General features: G+C 72.8%; 15 protein-coding genes. 9 read left to right on the top strand and 6 right to left on the bottom strand.

Annotated elements, in window-relative coordinates:
- Nucleotides 1-27: 27 nt before the first annotated feature.
- Nucleotides 28-975 (bottom strand): polyphosphate kinase 2 family protein, encoded by a 948-nt coding sequence (locus TR49_RS24450; protein ID WP_042385219.1) that lies wholly within the window; start codon nt 973-975, stop codon nt 28-30.
- A gap of 213 nt (nt 976-1,188) precedes the next feature.
- On the opposite strand from TR49_RS24450, the gene TR49_RS24445 reads away from it, so the two are divergent.
- The 9 genes from TR49_RS24445 (at nt 1,189) to TR49_RS24405 (ending at nt 12,457) form a co-directional block, all read left to right on the top strand.
- Nucleotides 1,189-1,680 (top strand): DUF1269 domain-containing protein, encoded by a 492-nt coding sequence (locus TR49_RS24445; RefSeq protein WP_042385213.1) that lies wholly within the window; start codon nt 1,189-1,191, stop codon nt 1,678-1,680.
- Nucleotides 1,681-1,853: 173 nt separating this feature from the next.
- Nucleotides 1,854-2,873 (top strand): LacI family DNA-binding transcriptional regulator, encoded by a 1,020-nt coding sequence (locus TR49_RS24440; RefSeq protein WP_042385212.1) that lies wholly within the window; start codon nt 1,854-1,856, stop codon nt 2,871-2,873.
- 88 nt (nt 2,874-2,961) lie between these two features.
- On the top strand, nt 2,962-4,680 hold the full coding sequence (araB, locus tag TR49_RS24435) for a ribulokinase (RefSeq protein ID WP_236653510.1): 1,719 nt from the start codon (nt 2,962-2,964) through the stop codon (nt 4,678-4,680).
- A complete protein-coding gene (locus tag TR49_RS24430; RefSeq protein WP_042385210.1) occupies nt 4,680-5,378 on the top strand; it encodes an L-ribulose-5-phosphate 4-epimerase in 699 nt (232 codons plus the stop codon). The genes araB and TR49_RS24430 overlap by 1 nt, the downstream gene beginning before the upstream one ends.
- A complete protein-coding gene (araA, locus tag TR49_RS24425; protein ID WP_042385208.1) occupies nt 5,375-6,895 on the top strand; it encodes an L-arabinose isomerase in 1,521 nt (506 codons plus the stop codon). Before TR49_RS24430 ends, araA begins: the two co-directional genes overlap by 4 nt.
- A 97-nt stretch (nt 6,896-6,992) precedes the next feature.
- Nucleotides 6,993-8,207, top strand: coding sequence for a substrate-binding domain-containing protein (locus TR49_RS24420; protein ID WP_084725363.1), 1,215 nt, complete (start codon nt 6,993-6,995; stop codon nt 8,205-8,207).
- Between the two features lies 1 nt (nt 8,208).
- On the top strand, nt 8,209-9,750 hold the full coding sequence (locus tag TR49_RS24415) for a sugar ABC transporter ATP-binding protein (RefSeq protein ID WP_042385206.1): 1,542 nt from the start codon (nt 8,209-8,211) through the stop codon (nt 9,748-9,750).
- On the top strand, nt 9,747-10,763 hold the full coding sequence (locus TR49_RS24410) for an ABC transporter permease (RefSeq protein ID WP_052434602.1): 1,017 nt from the start codon (nt 9,747-9,749) through the stop codon (nt 10,761-10,763). Before TR49_RS24415 ends, TR49_RS24410 begins: the two co-directional genes overlap by 4 nt.
- A gap of 305 nt (nt 10,764-11,068) precedes the next feature.
- Complete coding sequence (locus TR49_RS24405; RefSeq protein WP_042385203.1) at nt 11,069-12,457, top strand: MFS transporter; 1,389 nt, start codon at nt 11,069-11,071, stop codon at nt 12,455-12,457.
- 79 nt (nt 12,458-12,536) lie between these two features.
- On the opposite strand, the gene TR49_RS24400 is transcribed toward TR49_RS24405, so the two are convergent.
- The 5 genes from TR49_RS24400 to TR49_RS24380 form a co-directional block, all read right to left on the bottom strand.
- On the bottom strand, nt 12,537-12,965 hold the full coding sequence (locus TR49_RS24400; protein WP_152627435.1) for a hypothetical protein: 429 nt from the start codon (nt 12,963-12,965) through the stop codon (nt 12,537-12,539).
- Nucleotides 12,966-13,116: 151 nt separating this feature from the next.
- A complete protein-coding gene (locus TR49_RS24395) occupies nt 13,117-13,308 on the bottom strand; it encodes a hypothetical protein (protein ID WP_042385194.1) in 192 nt (63 codons plus the stop codon).
- 61 nt (nt 13,309-13,369) lie between these two features.
- Nucleotides 13,370-14,725, bottom strand: a complete 1,356-nt coding sequence (locus TR49_RS24390) for an RNA polymerase sigma factor (RefSeq protein WP_042385191.1) — start codon at nt 14,723-14,725, stop codon at nt 13,370-13,372.
- Complete coding sequence (locus TR49_RS24385; RefSeq protein WP_042385188.1) at nt 14,725-15,144, bottom strand: YciI family protein; 420 nt, start codon at nt 15,142-15,144, stop codon at nt 14,725-14,727. The genes TR49_RS24390 and TR49_RS24385 overlap by 1 nt, the downstream gene beginning before the upstream one ends.
- A gap of 114 nt (nt 15,145-15,258) precedes the next feature.
- The gene (locus TR49_RS24380; RefSeq protein ID WP_042385187.1) at nt 15,259-16,353 is read right to left on the bottom strand and encodes a hypothetical protein; all 1,095 of its coding nucleotides are present in this window, start codon (nt 16,351-16,353) and stop codon (nt 15,259-15,261) included.
- Nucleotides 16,354-16,503: the final 150 nt, after the last annotated feature.

The following is a 16,503-nucleotide window of genomic DNA, read 5'->3' as shown; positions in this document are numbered from 1 at the left end:
GGGGCTGCCCTTCTCGGCCCTCGCCCCTCAGTGCTTCCGGTGCTTCGCCGCGTACGGGTCGCGCGCGGCGCCCTTGGGCGCCTCGTTCTCCAGGTCGCGCTTGGCCGCGAGCAGGGCCCTGCGGGTTGCCTTGTCGACCTCGGGGTAGTGCGGGTCGATGTCCTGCAGCGTGTGCACCAGCAGCGCCGCCGCGCAGATCCGGGCGAACCACTTGTGGTCGGCCGGAACGACGTACCAGGGCGCCCACGGGGTACTGGTGGCCGACAGCATGTCGGAGAAGGCCTTCTGGTAGTCGTCCCAGTACTCGCGCTCCCGGATGTCGGCTGCGGAGAACTTCCAGTTCTTCTCCGGCAGGTCGATGCGCTTGAGGAAGCGCTTGCGCTGCTCCTCTTTGGACAGGTTCAGGAAGACCTTGACCAGCCGGAACCCGTTCTCGGTGAGGTGCCGCTCCCAGTCGTTGACGGCCCGGTAACGCTGGTGCCACAGGTCCGGGCCGCGGGCCTCCGGCGGCAGCTTCTGCCGGTCGAGGAGCTCCGGGTGCACCCGCACCACGAGGACCTCCTCGTAGTGGGACCGGTTGAAGATCGCGATGTCGCCGCGGGCGGGCAGCCGGGCGGCGTAGCGCCACAGGTAGTCGTGGTCGAGCTCCTCGGCGGACGGCACCTTGAAGCCGCTGACGTGCACGCCCTGCGGGTTCACCCCGCTCATGACGTGGCGGATGGTCCCGTCCTTGCCGCCGGCGTCGAGTGCCTGGAGGCACATGAGCACCCCGTGGGTGTCCTGGGCCGCCAGCCGCGCCTGGTACTCCGCCAGCAGCTCCACCCCGGTGCGCAGCAGCTCGACGCCTTCGCGCTTCTTCATCCCGCCCTTGTAGCCGGGGTCGAAGTCCTTCGCGAGGCGGACCCGGGAGCCGGGCTTCACCCGCAACGGCTCGATGAACTCCGCGATGCGCCTGACCGTCCGCTTGTCTGCCATGACCCGCACCTGGTCCTTCCGGGGGAGTGCTGGGTTCAACGGTCGGCTCTGCCGCCCCGGGCGGCAACCGAACAGCGTCCGTCCGGGGCCCCCGGCACGCCAGTCGTCCGACCGGTCGGCTCCGTGTGGCGACGCCCGGGGCCCCGGTCGAGGATGGGAGGCGTTGTGTGTTCCCCCTGTGTTCCCTCTCCTCCCGCGAGACCGGAGACCGTCATGGCGACGTTGACCGTATGGAAGTTCCCCACCGCGACGGGCGCTGACGAGGCCCTCGACACGCTCAAGCAACTCCAGAAGCAGGAGCTGATCAAGGTTCAGGACGGGGCCGTGATCAGCTGGCCCGGCGGGGCCAGCAAGCCCAGGACCCGCCACCTGAGCGACATGACCGGGCCGGGAGCGCTGGGCGGAGCCTTCTGGGGCTTCCTCTTCGGGCTGATCTTCTTCATCCCGCTGATCGGCATGGCGATCGGCGCTGCGGGCGGTGCGCTGGGCGGCCACCTCGCCCACTTCGGCATCGACGAGGGCTTCATCAAGTCGGTGAAGGAGAAGGTCACCCCCGGCACCTCCGCCCTCTTCGTGCTGAGCTCCGACGCCGTCCTCGACCGCGTCCGCCCTGCCTTCGAGGGCTGGCACGCGGAGCTCCTCCAGACCAACCTCTCCGCCGACGAGGAGGCCCGCCTCCGCGAGGCGTTCACCGAAGGGGAGTAGTCGCGTCCCGGCCGTTTCCGAACGGCCAACGCATCGTTCTTGAACACCTGCTGATGTGGCGACAGATCGCCGCCGACTCCCGCCGCACGTCTTGACCCACCCGAATGTTCGCGCTAACAATTCATCGTCGCCCCGAGTGCGGGGGCGCGGGCGGGCAGCGGGAGGGGCGGGGCATGGACGGAGAGCGCGCGCCGGTGATGGCCGACGTGGCCAGGGTCGCCGGGGTGTCCCACCAGACCGTCTCCCGGGTGCTCAACGACCACCCCAACGTGCGGCAGACGACCAGGGAGCGGGTGCTCGCCGCGATACGCGAGCTCGGCTACCGGCCCAACGCCGCCGCCCGCACGCTCGTCACGCGCCGCACCCGCACCCTGGGCGTGATCAGCTTCAACACCACGCTGTACGGCCCGGCCTCGATGCTCTACGGCATCGAGCAGGCCGCCCGGCAGGACGACTACTTCGTGACCGTCGCCGCCCTCGCCGCGCTCGACCGGCGGTCGGTCCTGGAGGCGGTCGACCGGCTGCGGGACCAGGCCGTCGAGGGCATCATCGTGATCGCGCCGCAGACCTCGGCCGTGGCCGCGCTGTCGACCGTCCCGGCCGACGTCGCGCTGGTCGCGGTCGGCTGCGGGACCCACGCCTCGCTGCGGTCGGTGGCCGTCGACAACGAGGCCGGTGCCGAGCGCGCCACGTCCTACCTGCTCGATCTCGGCCACCGCACGGTGCACCACCTGGCCGGGCCCAGGTCATGGCTGGACGCGCAGGAGCGCGAGGCGGGCTGGCGGCGCGCGCTGACGCGGCGCGGCGCACCGGTGGCCGAGCCGATGGTCGGCGGCGACTGGTCCGCCCGGACCGGATACGAGCGCGGGCGCGAGATCGCCGCGGACCCCGCCGTGACGGCGGTGTTCTGCGCCAACGACCACATGGCGCTCGGCCTGCTGCGGGCACTGCAGGAGTCCGGGCGCCGCGTGCCGGACGACATCAGCGTCGTCGGGTTCGACGACATCCCCGAGGCGGAGTTCTTCGGGCCACCGCTGACCACCGTCCGGCAGGACTTCGACGAGGTCGGCCGCCGGGCGCTGCGCGCGCTCGTCGACGCGATCGACCACGGCCCCGTGGCGGGCGGCATGCCCCGTCTGAGCATCGAACCGACGCTGCTGGTGCGCTCCTCGGCCGCCGGGCCGCGGAGCTGACGCCGCCGCGAACTCCCCTCCCACGCCCCGCAGAGAGGCAACGACCGTCATGAACGGGCAACGCACGGACGGACGCACGGGCCGAATTGTGAGCGATCACATTGCTGAGGACGACGCGGACGACGGACCCCGGTACGTGGTCGGGGTGGACTTCGGGACCCTCTCCGGCCGGGCGCTGGTCGTGCGGGTCGCGGACGGCGCGGAGCTGGGCACGGCCGTCCACCCGTACCGGCACGGGGTGATCGACCGGGTGCTGCCGTCGAGCGGCCGGGAACTGCCGCCGGACTGGGCGCTCCAGGACCCCGAGGACTACCGCGAGGTGCTGCGGAACGCCGTGCCGGCCGCGGTCGCCGAGGCGGGGATCGACCCGGCGCTGGTGATCGGCGTCGGCACCGACTTCACCGCCTGCACGGTGCTGCCGGCGCTCGCCGACGGCACGCCGCTGTGCGAGCAGGCCCGGCACCGCGACCGCCCGCACGCCTATCCCAAGCTCTGGCGGCACCACGCCGCCCAGCCGCAGGCCGACCGGATCAACGCCCTCGCCGAGAAGCGCGGAGAGCCGTGGCTGCCTCGCTACGGCGGCCGGATCTCCGCCGAGTGGGAGTACGCCAAGGCGCTGCAACTGCTCGACGAAGACCCGGAGTTGTACCACCTCGCGGACCGCTGGATCGAGGCCGCCGACTGGATCACCTGGCAGCTGACCGGTGTGGAGACGCGCAACGCGTGCACCGCCGGCTACAAGGGCATCCTCCAGGACGGCGCGCGGCCGAGTGCCGAGTTCCTCGCCGCCCTCGACCCGGCGTTCGCGGACTTCGGCGCCAAGCTCGACCTCGCGCCCGGCGAGCCGGGCGTCTCCCCGCTCGGCGCGCGGGCGGGCTCGCTCACGGCCCGGGCGGCGGCGTGGACGGGACTGCCGGAGGGGATCGCCGTCTGCGTCGGGAACGTCGACGCGCACGTCACCGCCCCGGCGGCGCAGGCCGTGGAACCCGGCCGGCTCGTCGCGGTGATGGGCACCTCCACCTGCCATGTGGTGAGCGCCGAACGCCGGGTGGAGGTCGCCGGCATGTGCGGGGTCGTCGACGGCGGGATCGTCGCCGGCCTGTGGGGCTACGAGGCGGGACAGAGCGGCGTCGGGGACCTCTTCGCCTGGTTCGCCGACCACGGCGTCCCGCCCTACGTCCACGCAGAGGCGGCCGAACGCGGCCTGACCGTGCACGAGTTGCTCACCGAGCAGGCCGCCGCGCAGCCCGTCGGCGCCCACGGACTCGTCGCCCTGGACTGGCACAGCGGCAACCGCTCGATCCTGGTGGACCATCACCTCTCCGGTGTCGTCGTGGGATTGACCCTGGGGACGCGCCCGCACGAGATCTACCGGGCGCTGCTGGAGGCCACCGCCTTCGGCACCCGCGTCATCGTCGAGGCGCTGGAGGCGGGCGGCGTGCCGGTCACCGAGTTCGTCGTCGCGGGCGGCCTGCTGCGCAACGCCTTCCTGATGCAGCTCTACGCGGACGTGCTCCGTCGCCCGATCGGCCTGATCGCCTCCGCCCAGGGCCCCGCGCTCGGCGCGGCCATCCACGCGGCGGTCGCCGCCGGAGCCTACGCCGACGTCCCCTCGGCGGCACGGGAGATGGGCGGACGGGACGCCAGGGTCTACCACCCGGATCCGGGCCGGGCGGCGGCGTACGACGCGCTCTACGCCGAGTACCTGCGCCTGCACGACCACTTCGGCCGCGGCGCGGACGGGACCCTGCACCGTCTGCGCGAGATCCGGCTCACCGCCACCGCACAGCGAACCGAGGAGCCCTGATGCCAGGCAACGACCTGCGCGACGCGATCGCCCGCACCCGCGACGAGGTCTGCGCGCTGCACGCGGAACTGCCCCGCAACGGCCTGGTGGCCTGGACGTCCGGCAACGTCTCCGGACGTGTGCCCGGCACCGACCTGTTCGTCATCAAGCCCAGCGGTCTCGACTACGACGCGCTCACCCCGGAGTCGATGGTGCTGTGCGCCGCCGACGGCTCCGTCGTCGACGGCGGGTACCGCCCTTCCAGCGACACGGCCTCGCACGCCTACGTCTACCGCCACCGGCCCGACGTCGGCGGCGTGGTGCACACCCACTCCACCTACGCCACCGCCTGGTCCGCGCGCGGGGAGGCGATCCCGTGCGTGATCACCGCGATGGCCGACGAGTTCGGCGGAGAGATCCCCGTGGGGCCGTTCGCGCTGATCGGCGGCGAGGAGATCGGCAAGGGCGTGGTGGAGACCCTCGCCGGACACCGGTCACCCGCCGTGCTGATGCGCAACCACGGCGTCTTCAGCGTCGGCAGGGACGCCCGGGCGGCCGTCAAGGCGGCCGTGATGACCGAGGACGTCGCCCGGACCGTGCACCTGGCCCGCGCCTACGGCGAGCCCCTGCCGATCCCGCCGGAGGCCGTGGCCGCGCTGCACGACCGCTACACCAACGTCTACGGCCAGCAGCCGACTTCGCAGGGGGAGCCCCGATGACGCAGCTCGACGCCGCCCGCGGTCCGCACGCCGCGGTGTGGTTCCTCACCGGCAGCCAGGCGATGTACGGCGAGGAGATGCTCCGTCAGGTCGCCGACCAGTCGCACGCGGTGGCCGAGTCGCTGCGGAACTCGCCGGACCTGCCCGTGCGCCTGGTGGAGCGCGAGGTGCTGACCGACGCCGAGGTGATCCGCCGGGTCTGTCTGGAGGCGGAGGCCGACGACGCCTGTGTCGGCGTGATCGCCTGGATGCACACGTTCTCCCCGGCCAAGATGTGGATCGCCGGCCTCACCGCCCTGCGCAAGCCGCTGCTGCACCTGCACACCCAGGCCAACCGGGCGCTGCCGTGGGCGACCATCGACATGGACTTCATGAACCTCAACCAGGCCGCGCACGGCGACCGCGAGTTCGGGCACATACAGACCCGCCTCGGCGTCGCCCGCAAGACCGTCGCCGGGCACGTGGCCGACCCCTCGGTCGCGCGCCGGATCGGGGCCTGGGCGCGCGCCGCCCACGGGCGGGCGCGGCTGGGCAGCCTGCGGCTGGCCCGGTTCGGCGACAACATGCGCGACGTCGCCGTCACCGAGGGCGACAAGGTCGAGGCCCAGCGGCGCTTCGGCGTCTCCGTGCACACCTACGGCGTCAACGACCTGGTCGCGGTCGTGGACGAGGTCGAGGAGGCGCGTGTCGCCAAGCTGGTCGAGGAGTACGAGGACTGCTACCGGCTCGCCGACGAGTTGAAGGACGACGGCGAACGGCACGCCTCCCTGCGCTACGCCGCCCGGCTGGAACTCGGGCTGCGCGACTTCCTCACCACGGGCGGCTTCGACGCGTTCACCACGACCTTCGAGGACCTCGGCGGCCTGCGCCAGCTCCCGGGGCTCGCCGTCCAGCGGCTGATGGCGGACGGCTACGGCTTCGGGGCCGAGGGGGACTGGAAGACCGCCGCGCTGCTGCGCACGCTCAAGGTCGTCGGCACCGGTCAGGACGGCGGCACCTCCTTCATGGAGGACTACACCTACCACCTCGAACCGGGCAACGAACTGATCCTCGGCGCGCACATGCTGGAGGTCTGTCCGTCGATCGCCGCGGACACCCCCCGCTGCGAGATCCACCCGCTCTCCATCGGCGGCCGGGAGGACCCGGTGCGGCTGGTGTTCGACGCGCGGCCCGGCCCGGCGGTCGTCGTCGGGCTCGCGGATCTCGGCGACCGGTTCCGGCTGGTCGCCAACGAGATCGACGTGGTCCCGCCGCTGGAACCGCTGCCCAGGCTCCCGGTCGCGCGCGCCGTCTGGCGGCCGAGGCCGAACCTCCGCACCTCCACCGAGGCCTGGCTGACCGCCGGCGGGCCGCACCACACCGTCCTGTCCGCCGCCGTCGGCGCCGAGCAGCTCACCGACCTCGCCGAGATGCTCGGCGTCGAGCTGCTGGTCGTCGACGCCGCCACCGAGATCGCGCGGTTCACTCGCGAACTGCGCTGGAACCAGGCCTTCCACCGCCTGGCCCAAGGGTTCTGACGAGCCATCAGCGAACCGCCGAACGTCACCGAGGTACAGCGCCACCGGAAGGCCCCACCACCCACGGCACCACATGTCAGGAAGGCATCGATCGACGATGACGCGCACCCGTACCGGAGGGCTCCCCACCAGCCGAACCAGCACCACCCGCAGCAGCACCACCTGCACCAGCACCGCCAGAACCCGCACCGTCGCCGCCACGTTGGCCGCACTGATCGCACTCACCGCCGCGGCCTGCTCCAAGAGCCCCGGCGGCAGCGGCGACGCCGCGAGCCCGACGACCGGGTCCGCCTCCGCGCCCAAGGTCACCCTCGCCGGCTCCGTCACCTTCAACCAGGCGAACCTGGCCAAGCTCGACGCCGCGCTGAAGACCGCGCTGGCCGGCAAGGACCTCTCCAAGGTCGACATCGCGATGGTGGTCAACGTGGCCGCCGACTACTGGAAGGCCGGCCAGGTCGGCTTCCTCAAGGGCTGCGCCGACCTCGGCATCCCCAGCGGCAAGTGCACCTACTTCGCCCCGCCCAACGGCAAGTTGACCGAGCAGAACTCCGAGCTCGAAACGCTGCGCTCACAGGGCGTCACCGGCTACTCCATCTCCGCCATCGACCCCACCTCCGCGGCCGGGACCATTCACACGGACGTGTCCAACGGCATCGACGTGCTGGCCGTCGACTCGCCGCTGCCCGGCACCGACGCCGCCTCGCTCTACCTCGGCACGCCCAACTACACGGCCGGGTTCCAGGCCGGGACCGCGATGAAGCAGGTGCTCGGCGGCAGCGGCAAGGTCGCCATCCTGGTCGGCTCGCTCACCGCGTCGAACGCGACGCAGCGGATCCAGGGCTTCGAGGACGCGCTGAAGGGCACGAAGATCACCGTCGTCCAGAAGGTCAACGACAACCTCCAGGCCGCGACCGCGACTTCCGACGCGGAGACCATTCTCGCCAACAACCCGGACGTCAACGGCCTGTACGGGGTGTACTCCTACGACGGCCCGGCGCTGGCCCAGGCCGTCACCTCGGCCGGGAAGACGGCCACGGTGCACATCGTCTCGGACGACTCGGACGCGCAGACGCTGCAGTTCATCCAGTCCGGCGTGATCTCCGGGACGGTCGTGCAGATGCCCTACCAGCAGGGCTACACCGGCGCGTTCCTGCTGGCGGCGGAGAAGGCGCTGGGCAAGGACGCCACGATGGCACTGGTCAAGCCCTACCTGGAGGCCGACGGCAGCACGCTGAGCTCCGGCGTGGGCCTGGTCACCCAGGCGGACCTCGGCGCCTACAAGTCGCTCGAGTCGCAGCTCGGGATCGGGTGAGATGACGGCGCAGACCACCGCCCCCGGCCGCGCGGTCACCGCGCGGCTGCGGGGCGTCCACAAGTCCTACGGCCCGGTCCGGGTGCTGGACCTGCCCGAACTCGACCTGTTCGCCGGGCAGGTGATCGGCGTGGTCGGCGAGAACGGCGCGGGCAAGTCCACACTGATGGGCACCCTCGCCGGGTCCGTGCACCGCGACGGCGGCGAGATCGAGATCGACGGCGCGCCGCTCGCACCCGGTTCCACCGAGGCGGCCGGCCGGCTCGGCGTCGCCCTGGTCTCCCAGGAGTTCCCGCTGGTCGGCCAGCTCTCGGTGGCGGAGAACCTGCTGCTGGGACGCAGGCCGCGCGCCTCCGGCCGCCGGGTTCTGGTGGACCGGGCCGCGCAGCGCGCGGAGGCGGCGGCGATGCTCGCCGAGATCGGGCTGTCCGCCGAGGCCGTTCCGGTCGGACGGGCGGTGCGCACGCTGCCGGTGCCGACCCGTCAGATGATCGAGATCGCCAAGGCCTGGGGCCGCGAGCCGAGGCTGTTGATCCTGGACGAGCCCACCTCCTCCCTCGGCCCCGTCGAGGCCGGGATGGTGCTCGGGCTGGCGCGGCAGCTCGCCGCGCGCGGCGGAACGGTGCTGTTCATCGGCCACCGCCTCGACGAGGTCCGGGCCGTCAGCGACCGGGTCCTGGTCCTGCGCAACGGGCGGCTGGTCGCCGACCTCGACCCGGAGCAGGCCACCGAGGAGCGGCTGATCCGCGAGATGGTGGGCAGCGAGGTGGGCGAGGTGGCCCAGGCCGGACCGGGGACCGCTCCCGCCGACGCCCCGCTGCTGCTGGAGGTCGAGGGTCTGACCGCGGACGGCCTCGGCCCCGTCGACCTGGCGCTGCGCGCGGGCGAAGTCCTGGGCGTGGCCGGGCTGATGGGATCGGGACGAAGCCGTCTCGTGCACACCGTCGCCGGGGCCCAGCCGAGCACCGGCGGCCGGATGCGGCTCGGCGGCCGGGACTACGCGCCGCGCCGTCCGGCCGACGGCGTCGCGGCCGGGATCGCGCTGATCCCGGAGGACCGCAAGGAGCAGTCCCTGGTCCCGTTCGCGTCGATCCGCGCCAACGTGGTGGTCTCGGTGCTGCGCCGGATCAGCGGCCGGGCCGGGCTGCTCGGCCCGCGCCGCGAGCGCGCGCAGGCGCGCCGGATCACCGACAGCGTCAACGTCCGGATGCGGTCGGTGGAGCAGCCCATCGGCTCGCTGTCGGGCGGCAACCAGCAGCGGGCGATCTTCGGGCGGGCCTTCGCCGCCGAGCCGCGCCTGCTGCTGCTCGACGAGCCGACGCGCGGTGTCGACGTCGGGGCGAAGGCGGAGATCTACACCCTGATCGACAGCGCCGCCCGGGCGGGGACGGGCGTGCTGGTCGCCTCCTCCGAGCTGGAGGAGCTGCTGTGGATCTGCCACCGCATCGCGGTGATGAACCACGGCCGCGTCGTCGCCGTCCTGGACCGGGCCGACGCCACCAAGGAACGCATCATGACCGCAGCAGCCCTGGAGGAAGCATGAGCGCGCAGAGCACCCTGGTCCCCGAGCAGACCGCGCCGCGCGCCCGGCCGGGGGCCGGGCTGCTGCGCAGGCTGGCGCAGTCGCCGGAGGCGGGCGTGATCATCGCCTGCGTGCTGGTCTTCGTCGCGATATCCGCTCAGGCGTCCACCTACACCTCGGTCGGCAACCTGCAGGTGATGGGTCGCGACCTGTCCCAGGTCGGCATCCTCGCGATAGGGGAGTCGCTGGTGATCCTGACCGGCGGCATCGACCTCTCGGTCGGGGCGCTCGCCGGGCTCGCCGGCATCCTGGCGGCCTGGTTCGACGTGAACCAGGGGGTGCCTGCGCTGCTGGCCATCCTGCTCACGCTCGTGATCTGCGCCGCGGTCGGCCTCTGGCACGGCACGATGGTCACCCGGCTGAGCGTGCCGCCGTTCGTGATCACGCTGGTCACCTACACCGTCGCCCAGGGGCTCGCGCTCGCGGTCACCAGCGGCTCGCCGATCAACAACCTGTCGCCGCTGTTCAGCAACCTCAGCCAGTACTACCTCGGCGAGGTGCCGGTCCCCGCGCTGTTCTTCGTCGGGGCGGCCGCCGTCGCGTGGTTCGTGCTGGAGCGGACCTATGTGGGCCGGCAGATCTACGCCGTCGGCGGCAACAGGGAGGCCGCCCGGCTGGCGGGCATCCCGACCGCCCGCAGGATCACCGCCACCTACATGGCCAGCGCGGTGCTGGCGGGTGTGGTCGGCGTGCTGGTGATCGGCCGGATGAACGTCGCCGACCCGTCCGTCGGGCCCGGCTGGGAGCTGACGGCGATCGCGGCGGCGGTGGTCGGCGGGGTCTCGCTCTTCGGCGGCGAGGGCCGCATCGCCGGGATCGCGGCGGGGGCGATCCTGCTGGAGCTGATCACCAACGGCCTGCTGGCCCTCAAGGTCAGCCCCTACGACCAGCAGGTCGTCCAGGGCGGGGTGCTCGGCGTCGCCATTCTGCTCGACCGCGCCCGCGCCCGCTGGTTCGGCCGGTCCCGGGCGTAGGGCTTGCCCTGGTTCTGTGCCGTGGTCTCTGCCGAGATGTCTCGGCGGGTGTCCATGCCGGGCTGCCTTGACATGGTATCCCGACATATGAGCAGGATAAGGGACAGTGAAAGCGGTTGCATACGTCAACCGAAAGCTCGCATGCCGCCGCCCGCCGTGCCCCCCGGGGCCGGTCGGCGGCGGCGTCCGAGACCAGGAAGAGAGCCCTGCCTTCATCATGAACACCCCCGACCGGACCCCGATGCGCGCCGCAGGCGCGACCCCCTTCGCCTTCCTTGGCGAGGTGGTCGGCTGAGGAGGCGCGTATGTCCACGGCCATCGACAACGCCCCCTACACGGCGTTCCACCGCCGCCTCGCCCTCGCCTGCTCCGGCGGGCCGATGCTGGACGGGTACATCCTCAGCGTCGTCGGCGTCGCACTGATCGGCATGAAGCCCGAACTCGGCCTCGGCACCGGAGCGGTGAGCCTGATCGGCGCGACCGCGCTGGTCGGGATGTTCGTCGGCGGAGCCGTCTTCGGCGTCCTGACCGACAAGATCGGCCGCGAGGTGATGTACACGGCGGACCTGCTGGTCATGATGGCCTGCTCGCTCGCCTCGTTCTGGGTGACCGACGTGTGGGCGATCGTGGCGCTGCGCCTGCTCCTCGGCATGGCGGTCGCCGCCGACTACCCGATCGCGACCTCGCTGCTGGCGGAGTGGCTCCCGGTGAAGCACCGCGGACGGCTGCTGGGCCAGCAGATCATCGCCTGGTACGCGGGCTCCGTCCTCGCTTACGTCGTCGGCTACGCCTGCATCCAGCTGGGCGGCCAGGACAGCTGGCGCTGGCTGCTGGCCAGCCCCACCGTGCTGTGCGCGTTCTTCATGCTGGTGCGCCGCGGCTCGCCGGAGTCGCCGCTGTGGCTGGCCCGCAACGGGCGCGGCGCGGAGGCCGTGGAGCTGGTGCGCGAGCACCTCGGCGCCGAGGTGACCGTCGAGGACCTGCTGGCCGGCGAGCCGACGGACGGCGAGCGCCTGGACTCCGGCTCGCTGCGGGTGCTCTTCAGTGCGCGCTACCGCCGCCGCACCCTCTTCTGCGGGCTGTTCTTCCTCTGCCAGGTCGCGCCGCTGTTCGCGATGCTGACCTTCGGCCCCGCCATCCTGGGCGCGTTCGGCCTCCCCGGCGGGACGGTGATGGACACCCTGGGCACCGGCCTGATCAGCCTGGTCTTCCTGATCGGCTGCTACCCGGCGCTGCGCGCCATCGACACCCGCGGGCGCCGACCGGTGATCGTCTGGTCCTTCGCGCTGATGATCGTGCCGCTGGTCTTCCTGGGCGTGTGGCCGGCCGCTCCCTCGCTGCTGGCCCTGGCTGCGCTCTGCGCCTACGCGTTCCTGTGCGGCGGCCCGAACGTGCTCGACTGGACCTACCCCAACGAGCTGTTCCCCACTTCGGTGCGCGCCACCGCCGTGGGCTTCGCCACCTCGGTCAGCCGTATCGGCGCGGCGGTCGGCACCTACCTGCTGCCGCTCTCGCTGACCGGGCTCGGCATCGGCCCCACCATGCTGATCGCGGCCGGACTGACCGCGCTCGGCCTGCTGGTCAGCATCCTGTGGGCGGAGGAGACGCGCGGCGTCGGTCTCCAGCAGGCCGCGGCGGACATCCCCGCCGCCCGCCGCCCCCGCGAACCGGCCGCCCGACCGGTCCGCGCCTGAGGCGCCCGCTCGGTCGCTCCGGGGTCCGGACCGTTCGCGCGTCGACGCGCGCTCTCCGGACCCCGGGGGGCGACCCGGGTCAGGCCGGCTTCATCGTGCCTGACGTGATGACCCCGTCCTCGACCCGGTACACGGCGTCGAACCGGGCTGTGGTCCGGTCGTAGTGGGTCGCGACGATCCTGAACGTGACCCGCTCGCCCTGCACGGATCCGATCAGGCAGGACATGGCGGACGTGTCCGCGAACCCCGCGTCGAACTTCTCCCACGACGGAACCATGTTCCTGCCGCCGAGATCGGCCCACGCGTGCCGCAGGTCATGGGTGTTGATCGCCTGGCAGAAGGCCTGCACCACGGCGGACGGCGCGTCGGAGGCGACGGCACTCGGGCTGCTCGACGACGAGCCCCGAGGAGCCGGTGCGCTGGTCCCGCCGGTGGAGCTCCGCGAGGAGCCGAAGACCTTGCCCAGCACCCAGCTGGTTCCCTCGAAACCGACTGCGACGAAACCCACGACGCCCAGCGCCAAGCCGGCCCGTCCCAGTGCGCTTCTGCTCGATATGCGTAGCTTCCCCATGATTGCCTCCCCGCGCGGATGCTAGCGCAGGGTGCGCCGTCCGCCGTAACAGGCGGTTTCCGCGCGGCGTGGCGAGGTGGTGGATTCGTCAGCCCGTCAGCAGGCCCAGGTCGCGCAGGCTCTCGGCGGACTCGACGATCGTCGTGGCCGCCGCGCGCGGCTTCCAGCCGAGCTGCACGCGGGCGCGGTCGTTGTGGATCACCGGCTGGGGCGGCTCCGCGCCCGGCGCCTCCCGCGTCGGCACCCGGGCGGCGAGCGGGCCCGGTTCGCGGCGCTGCACGTCGGTCAGTCCGCCTCAGCTCGGACCGCTGTGGCGGCGGTCCGGGGTGATCCGGGCGGGCTCAGGCGTCGTCGCGCGGCAGTGCCGCGGCCTTGCGGAGCAGCACCGCGCGCTCCTGGGCGTTGGTACAGAGGCGGGCGGCGAGTTCCAGTTCGGTGCGCGCCTCCGTGGTGCGGCCGAGGCGGGTGAGGAGTTCGCCGCGGACGCCCGGCAGGAGGTGGGAGCCCGCGAGGCGGCCGGAGACGACGAGGTCGTCGACGAGGTCGAGCGCGGCCTGCGGGCCGTGGCCCATCGCGACCGCGACCGCGCGGTTCAGCTCCACGACCGGCGAGGGTGCGACCCGTCCCAGCGACTCGTAGAGCAGCACGATGCGGTCCCAGTCGGTCTCCGCGACCGACGGGGCGACGGCGTGGCAGGCGGCGATCGCGGCCTGCAGCCCGTACGGGCCGAGTCCGCGCCCGGCGGCCGAGGCGCGGCCGAGCGCGGCGAGGCCGCGACGGATCGCCGAGCGGTCCCAGAGCCGCCGGTCCTGGTGCTCCAGCAGCACCGCCTCGCCGCCGGGGCCGGTGCGGGCGGGAAACCGCGCGGCGGTGAGCTCGAACAGCGCGAGCAGACCGTGGACCTCCGGCTCGTCGGGCAGCAGCGCGGCCAGCATGCGCGCCAACCGGATCGCCTCATAGGCCAGGTCGGGCCGGAGCAGCGCGTCGCCGGACGTCGCCGTCGACCCCTCCGTGAAGATCACGTACAGGACGCTCAGCACCCCGCCGAGCCGCTCGCGCCTTTCCTCGGCGGGCGGCAGCTCGAACGGCACCCGCGCCGCCGCGATCGTCTTCTTCGCCCTGGTGATCCGCGCCTGCACGGTGGGGACCGGCACCAGGAACGCCCGCGCGATCTCCTCGCTGGTGAGCCCGCCCACCGCCCGCAGCGTCAGCGCGACGCGGGCCTCCGGTGACAGCACCGGATGGCAGGCGATGAAGATCAGTGCCAGAACGTCGTCCTCCATCCGGTCCGGATCCCACGGCAGATCGTCCGTCAGGGCGGGCGGGTCGACCGCGCCGGAGCTCGTCGCGCCCTCGGTGAGCCGGCCGGCCAGCTGGGCGTAGCGCTCGTCGCGGGCCGAACGGCGGCGAAAGGCGTCGATGGCGCGCCGCCTCCCGGTCGCCAGCAGCCAGCCCACCGGGTTCGCGGGCGTGCCGTCGCGGGCCCAGCCGACCAGGGCCTCCGCGAGCGCCTCCTGGGCGACGTCCTCGGCGAGTTCGAAGTCGCCGGTGTAACGGGCCAGCGCTCCGACGATGCGCGCCGAGTCGATGCGCCACACGGCCTCGACGGCACGGCGCGCCGCCTCGGCGCCGCCCGAGGCGGCCTCCGAGGCGGCGTGCGAGGAGGCGTCGGAGGGACCGGCGCCGGGGTGTGGCATCAGAGCTGGCCCGTCCGCTCACGCCAGGCGCGCTCCTTGACGATCCACTCGTTGTCCGCCGGGAACTCCTCGATCCCCGGCACTCGCCGGATCTCGCACTTCGAACCGGGGATCGCGGGCATGCGCCTGGCCCACTCCACGGCCTCCTCCTTCGACGCCACGTCGATCAGGTAGAAGCCGCCGAACAGCTCCTTCGTCTCCCCGTAGGGCCCGTCGGTGACCACGGGGGTCTCCCCGCTGTAGTCGACCACGACGCCCTGGCCGGGATCGTCCAGCCCCTCCGCGGCGACGAGCACGCCCGCCTTGATCAGCTCCTCGTTGAAACGGCCGACGGTCTCCAGCATCTGGTCGAAAGGCGTCCCCATCATCTTCGCCAGCGACTCGTCGGTGTTCCGCATGATCAGCATGTACTTCGCCATCTCGGCCTCCTTGACCGGTGAGGGTCGCCCTTCGACCCTCTCTACCCCAGGTCGAACGGCGCGGCCGCGGATCGACACGGCCGACGGAGAATCTTTCCGGATCCGTCCCGGCGCTCAGAGCCGACGGGCCATCCGCAGACGGACATGCCCGCGACGGCGGGGGAAGACGCGCATCCACAGGCGGCGCCAGGGGAGTTCGAACCGGGCGCCGACCCAGTTGTGCGAGGAGAAGCGGAGGCCCGACGCCGTGGCGACCTGGGCCACGTCGGTGTCCAGGTAGCCCAGGCCCGGCATGGTCAGCAGGCGGCGGCTCGAGGAGTCCAGCAGCAGGATGCGGATCTCCGAGCCCGGTTCGCCGACGTTCTGCCCGTGCAGCCAGGCCATCTCGACGGGGCGGTCCGCCAGGCGTCCGCGCCCGGCCTGCTCGGCCGCGTCGAGCCGGACGGTCACGACGTTCCGGCGGCCGTCGGTCAGGGTCAGCGTCGTCCCGTCCCAGCGCAGCGAGGACTCCTGGATCCAGGTGCGGTGGGCGCGGCTGACGAGCTGCAGGCCCAGCATCGAGGTGGCCAGTCCCTGGGAAGGCCGTGCCTCGCACGCCGCCGCCGGGTCTCCGGCGGGCGCGATCGACCGCCGCGGAACGGGCGCGCCGGCGTAGCCGCGGTCGGGGTCGAAGTCGAGCTGGGACACCCGCCCGTTCTCGGCGTTCAGATCCCGTACCGCCTCGGCGAGTCGTGCGGTGCGGACCTGGAGCCGGAGCCGACGCGGGGCGACGCCCCACAGCGCGCTCTCGGCGAGGACCGGGACGGGGGCGAGGGCCACGGCCCAGAGCGCGGCGACACCGCTGTCGTGGGCGAGGGCGCCGTGCGCTCCCAGACGGACGACGAGGCCGACGGAGGCGCCGAAGCCGGGCACCGACGTGGCCCGCAGGCCGATCCGCCGGCTGCGTTCACGCAGGCGCAGCGCGTCCGGCAGGCCCTCCTCCGGCGCGCGCCACACCGGCCAGCCGACGGCGGCCACGGCGAAGGGCACCGCGCTCGCCATCCACAGGTGTTGGGCATGCGCGGTGTGGTGTTCCGCGCCGATCACGACGAGCACGGTCGCGGTGGCCCCGAGCACCCCCGTCACCGCCCGGCGCCACCCCTGCTGTGCCCGCGCCCTCAGGCGGTGCAGCGAACGTGAGGTGACACCCCACCAGATCATCATGCTCATCGCGTCCCCGTTCCCCCGAAGCGCGTGGACCGATCTCCCCGTGGCTAGGAGTATCCACCCCTGCGCGCCACGGCGGCAGGGATTCGGCGGGGGAGAGCCGAGAGCCCGTGGCCGTTGCCTTGTCGCAAAATCTGATGGATAGTCAGATGC

The sequence above is a fragment of the Streptacidiphilus melanogenes genome (assembly GCF_000787835.1).
In the GTDB taxonomy this organism is placed as follows: domain Bacteria; phylum Actinomycetota; class Actinomycetes; order Streptomycetales; family Streptomycetaceae; genus Streptacidiphilus; species Streptacidiphilus melanogenes.
This window is presented reverse-complemented; position numbering and strand designations above follow the sequence as displayed.

Bases quoted from the DNA above. Each gene is read 5' to 3' on its own strand.
- TR49_RS24450 (WP_042385219.1), bottom strand. From the start codon at position 975: ATGGCAGACAAGCGGACGGTCAGGCGCATCGCGGAGTTCATCGAGCCG.
- TR49_RS24445 (WP_042385213.1), top strand. From the start codon at position 1,189: ATGGCGACGTTGACCGTATGGAAGTTCCCCACCGCGACGGGCGCTGAC.
- TR49_RS24440 (WP_042385212.1), top strand. From the start codon at position 1,854: ATGGACGGAGAGCGCGCGCCGGTGATGGCCGACGTGGCCAGGGTCGCC.
- TR49_RS24430 (WP_042385210.1), top strand. From the start codon at position 4,680: ATGCCAGGCAACGACCTGCGCGACGCGATCGCCCGCACCCGCGACGAG.
- araA (WP_042385208.1), top strand. From the start codon at position 5,375: ATGACGCAGCTCGACGCCGCCCGCGGTCCGCACGCCGCGGTGTGGTTC.
- TR49_RS24420 (WP_084725363.1), top strand. From the start codon at position 6,993: ATGACGCGCACCCGTACCGGAGGGCTCCCCACCAGCCGAACCAGCACC.
- TR49_RS24415 (WP_042385206.1), top strand. From the start codon at position 8,209: ATGACGGCGCAGACCACCGCCCCCGGCCGCGCGGTCACCGCGCGGCTG.
- TR49_RS24410 (WP_052434602.1), top strand. From the start codon at position 9,747: ATGAGCGCGCAGAGCACCCTGGTCCCCGAGCAGACCGCGCCGCGCGCC.
- TR49_RS24405 (WP_042385203.1), top strand. From the start codon at position 11,069: ATGTCCACGGCCATCGACAACGCCCCCTACACGGCGTTCCACCGCCGC.
- TR49_RS24390 (WP_042385191.1), bottom strand. From the start codon at position 14,725: ATGCCACACCCCGGCGCCGGTCCCTCCGACGCCTCCTCGCACGCCGCC.
- TR49_RS24385 (WP_042385188.1), bottom strand. From the start codon at position 15,144: ATGGCGAAGTACATGCTGATCATGCGGAACACCGACGAGTCGCTGGCG.
- TR49_RS24380 (WP_042385187.1), bottom strand. From the start codon at position 16,353: ATGAGCATGATGATCTGGTGGGGTGTCACCTCACGTTCGCTGCACCGC.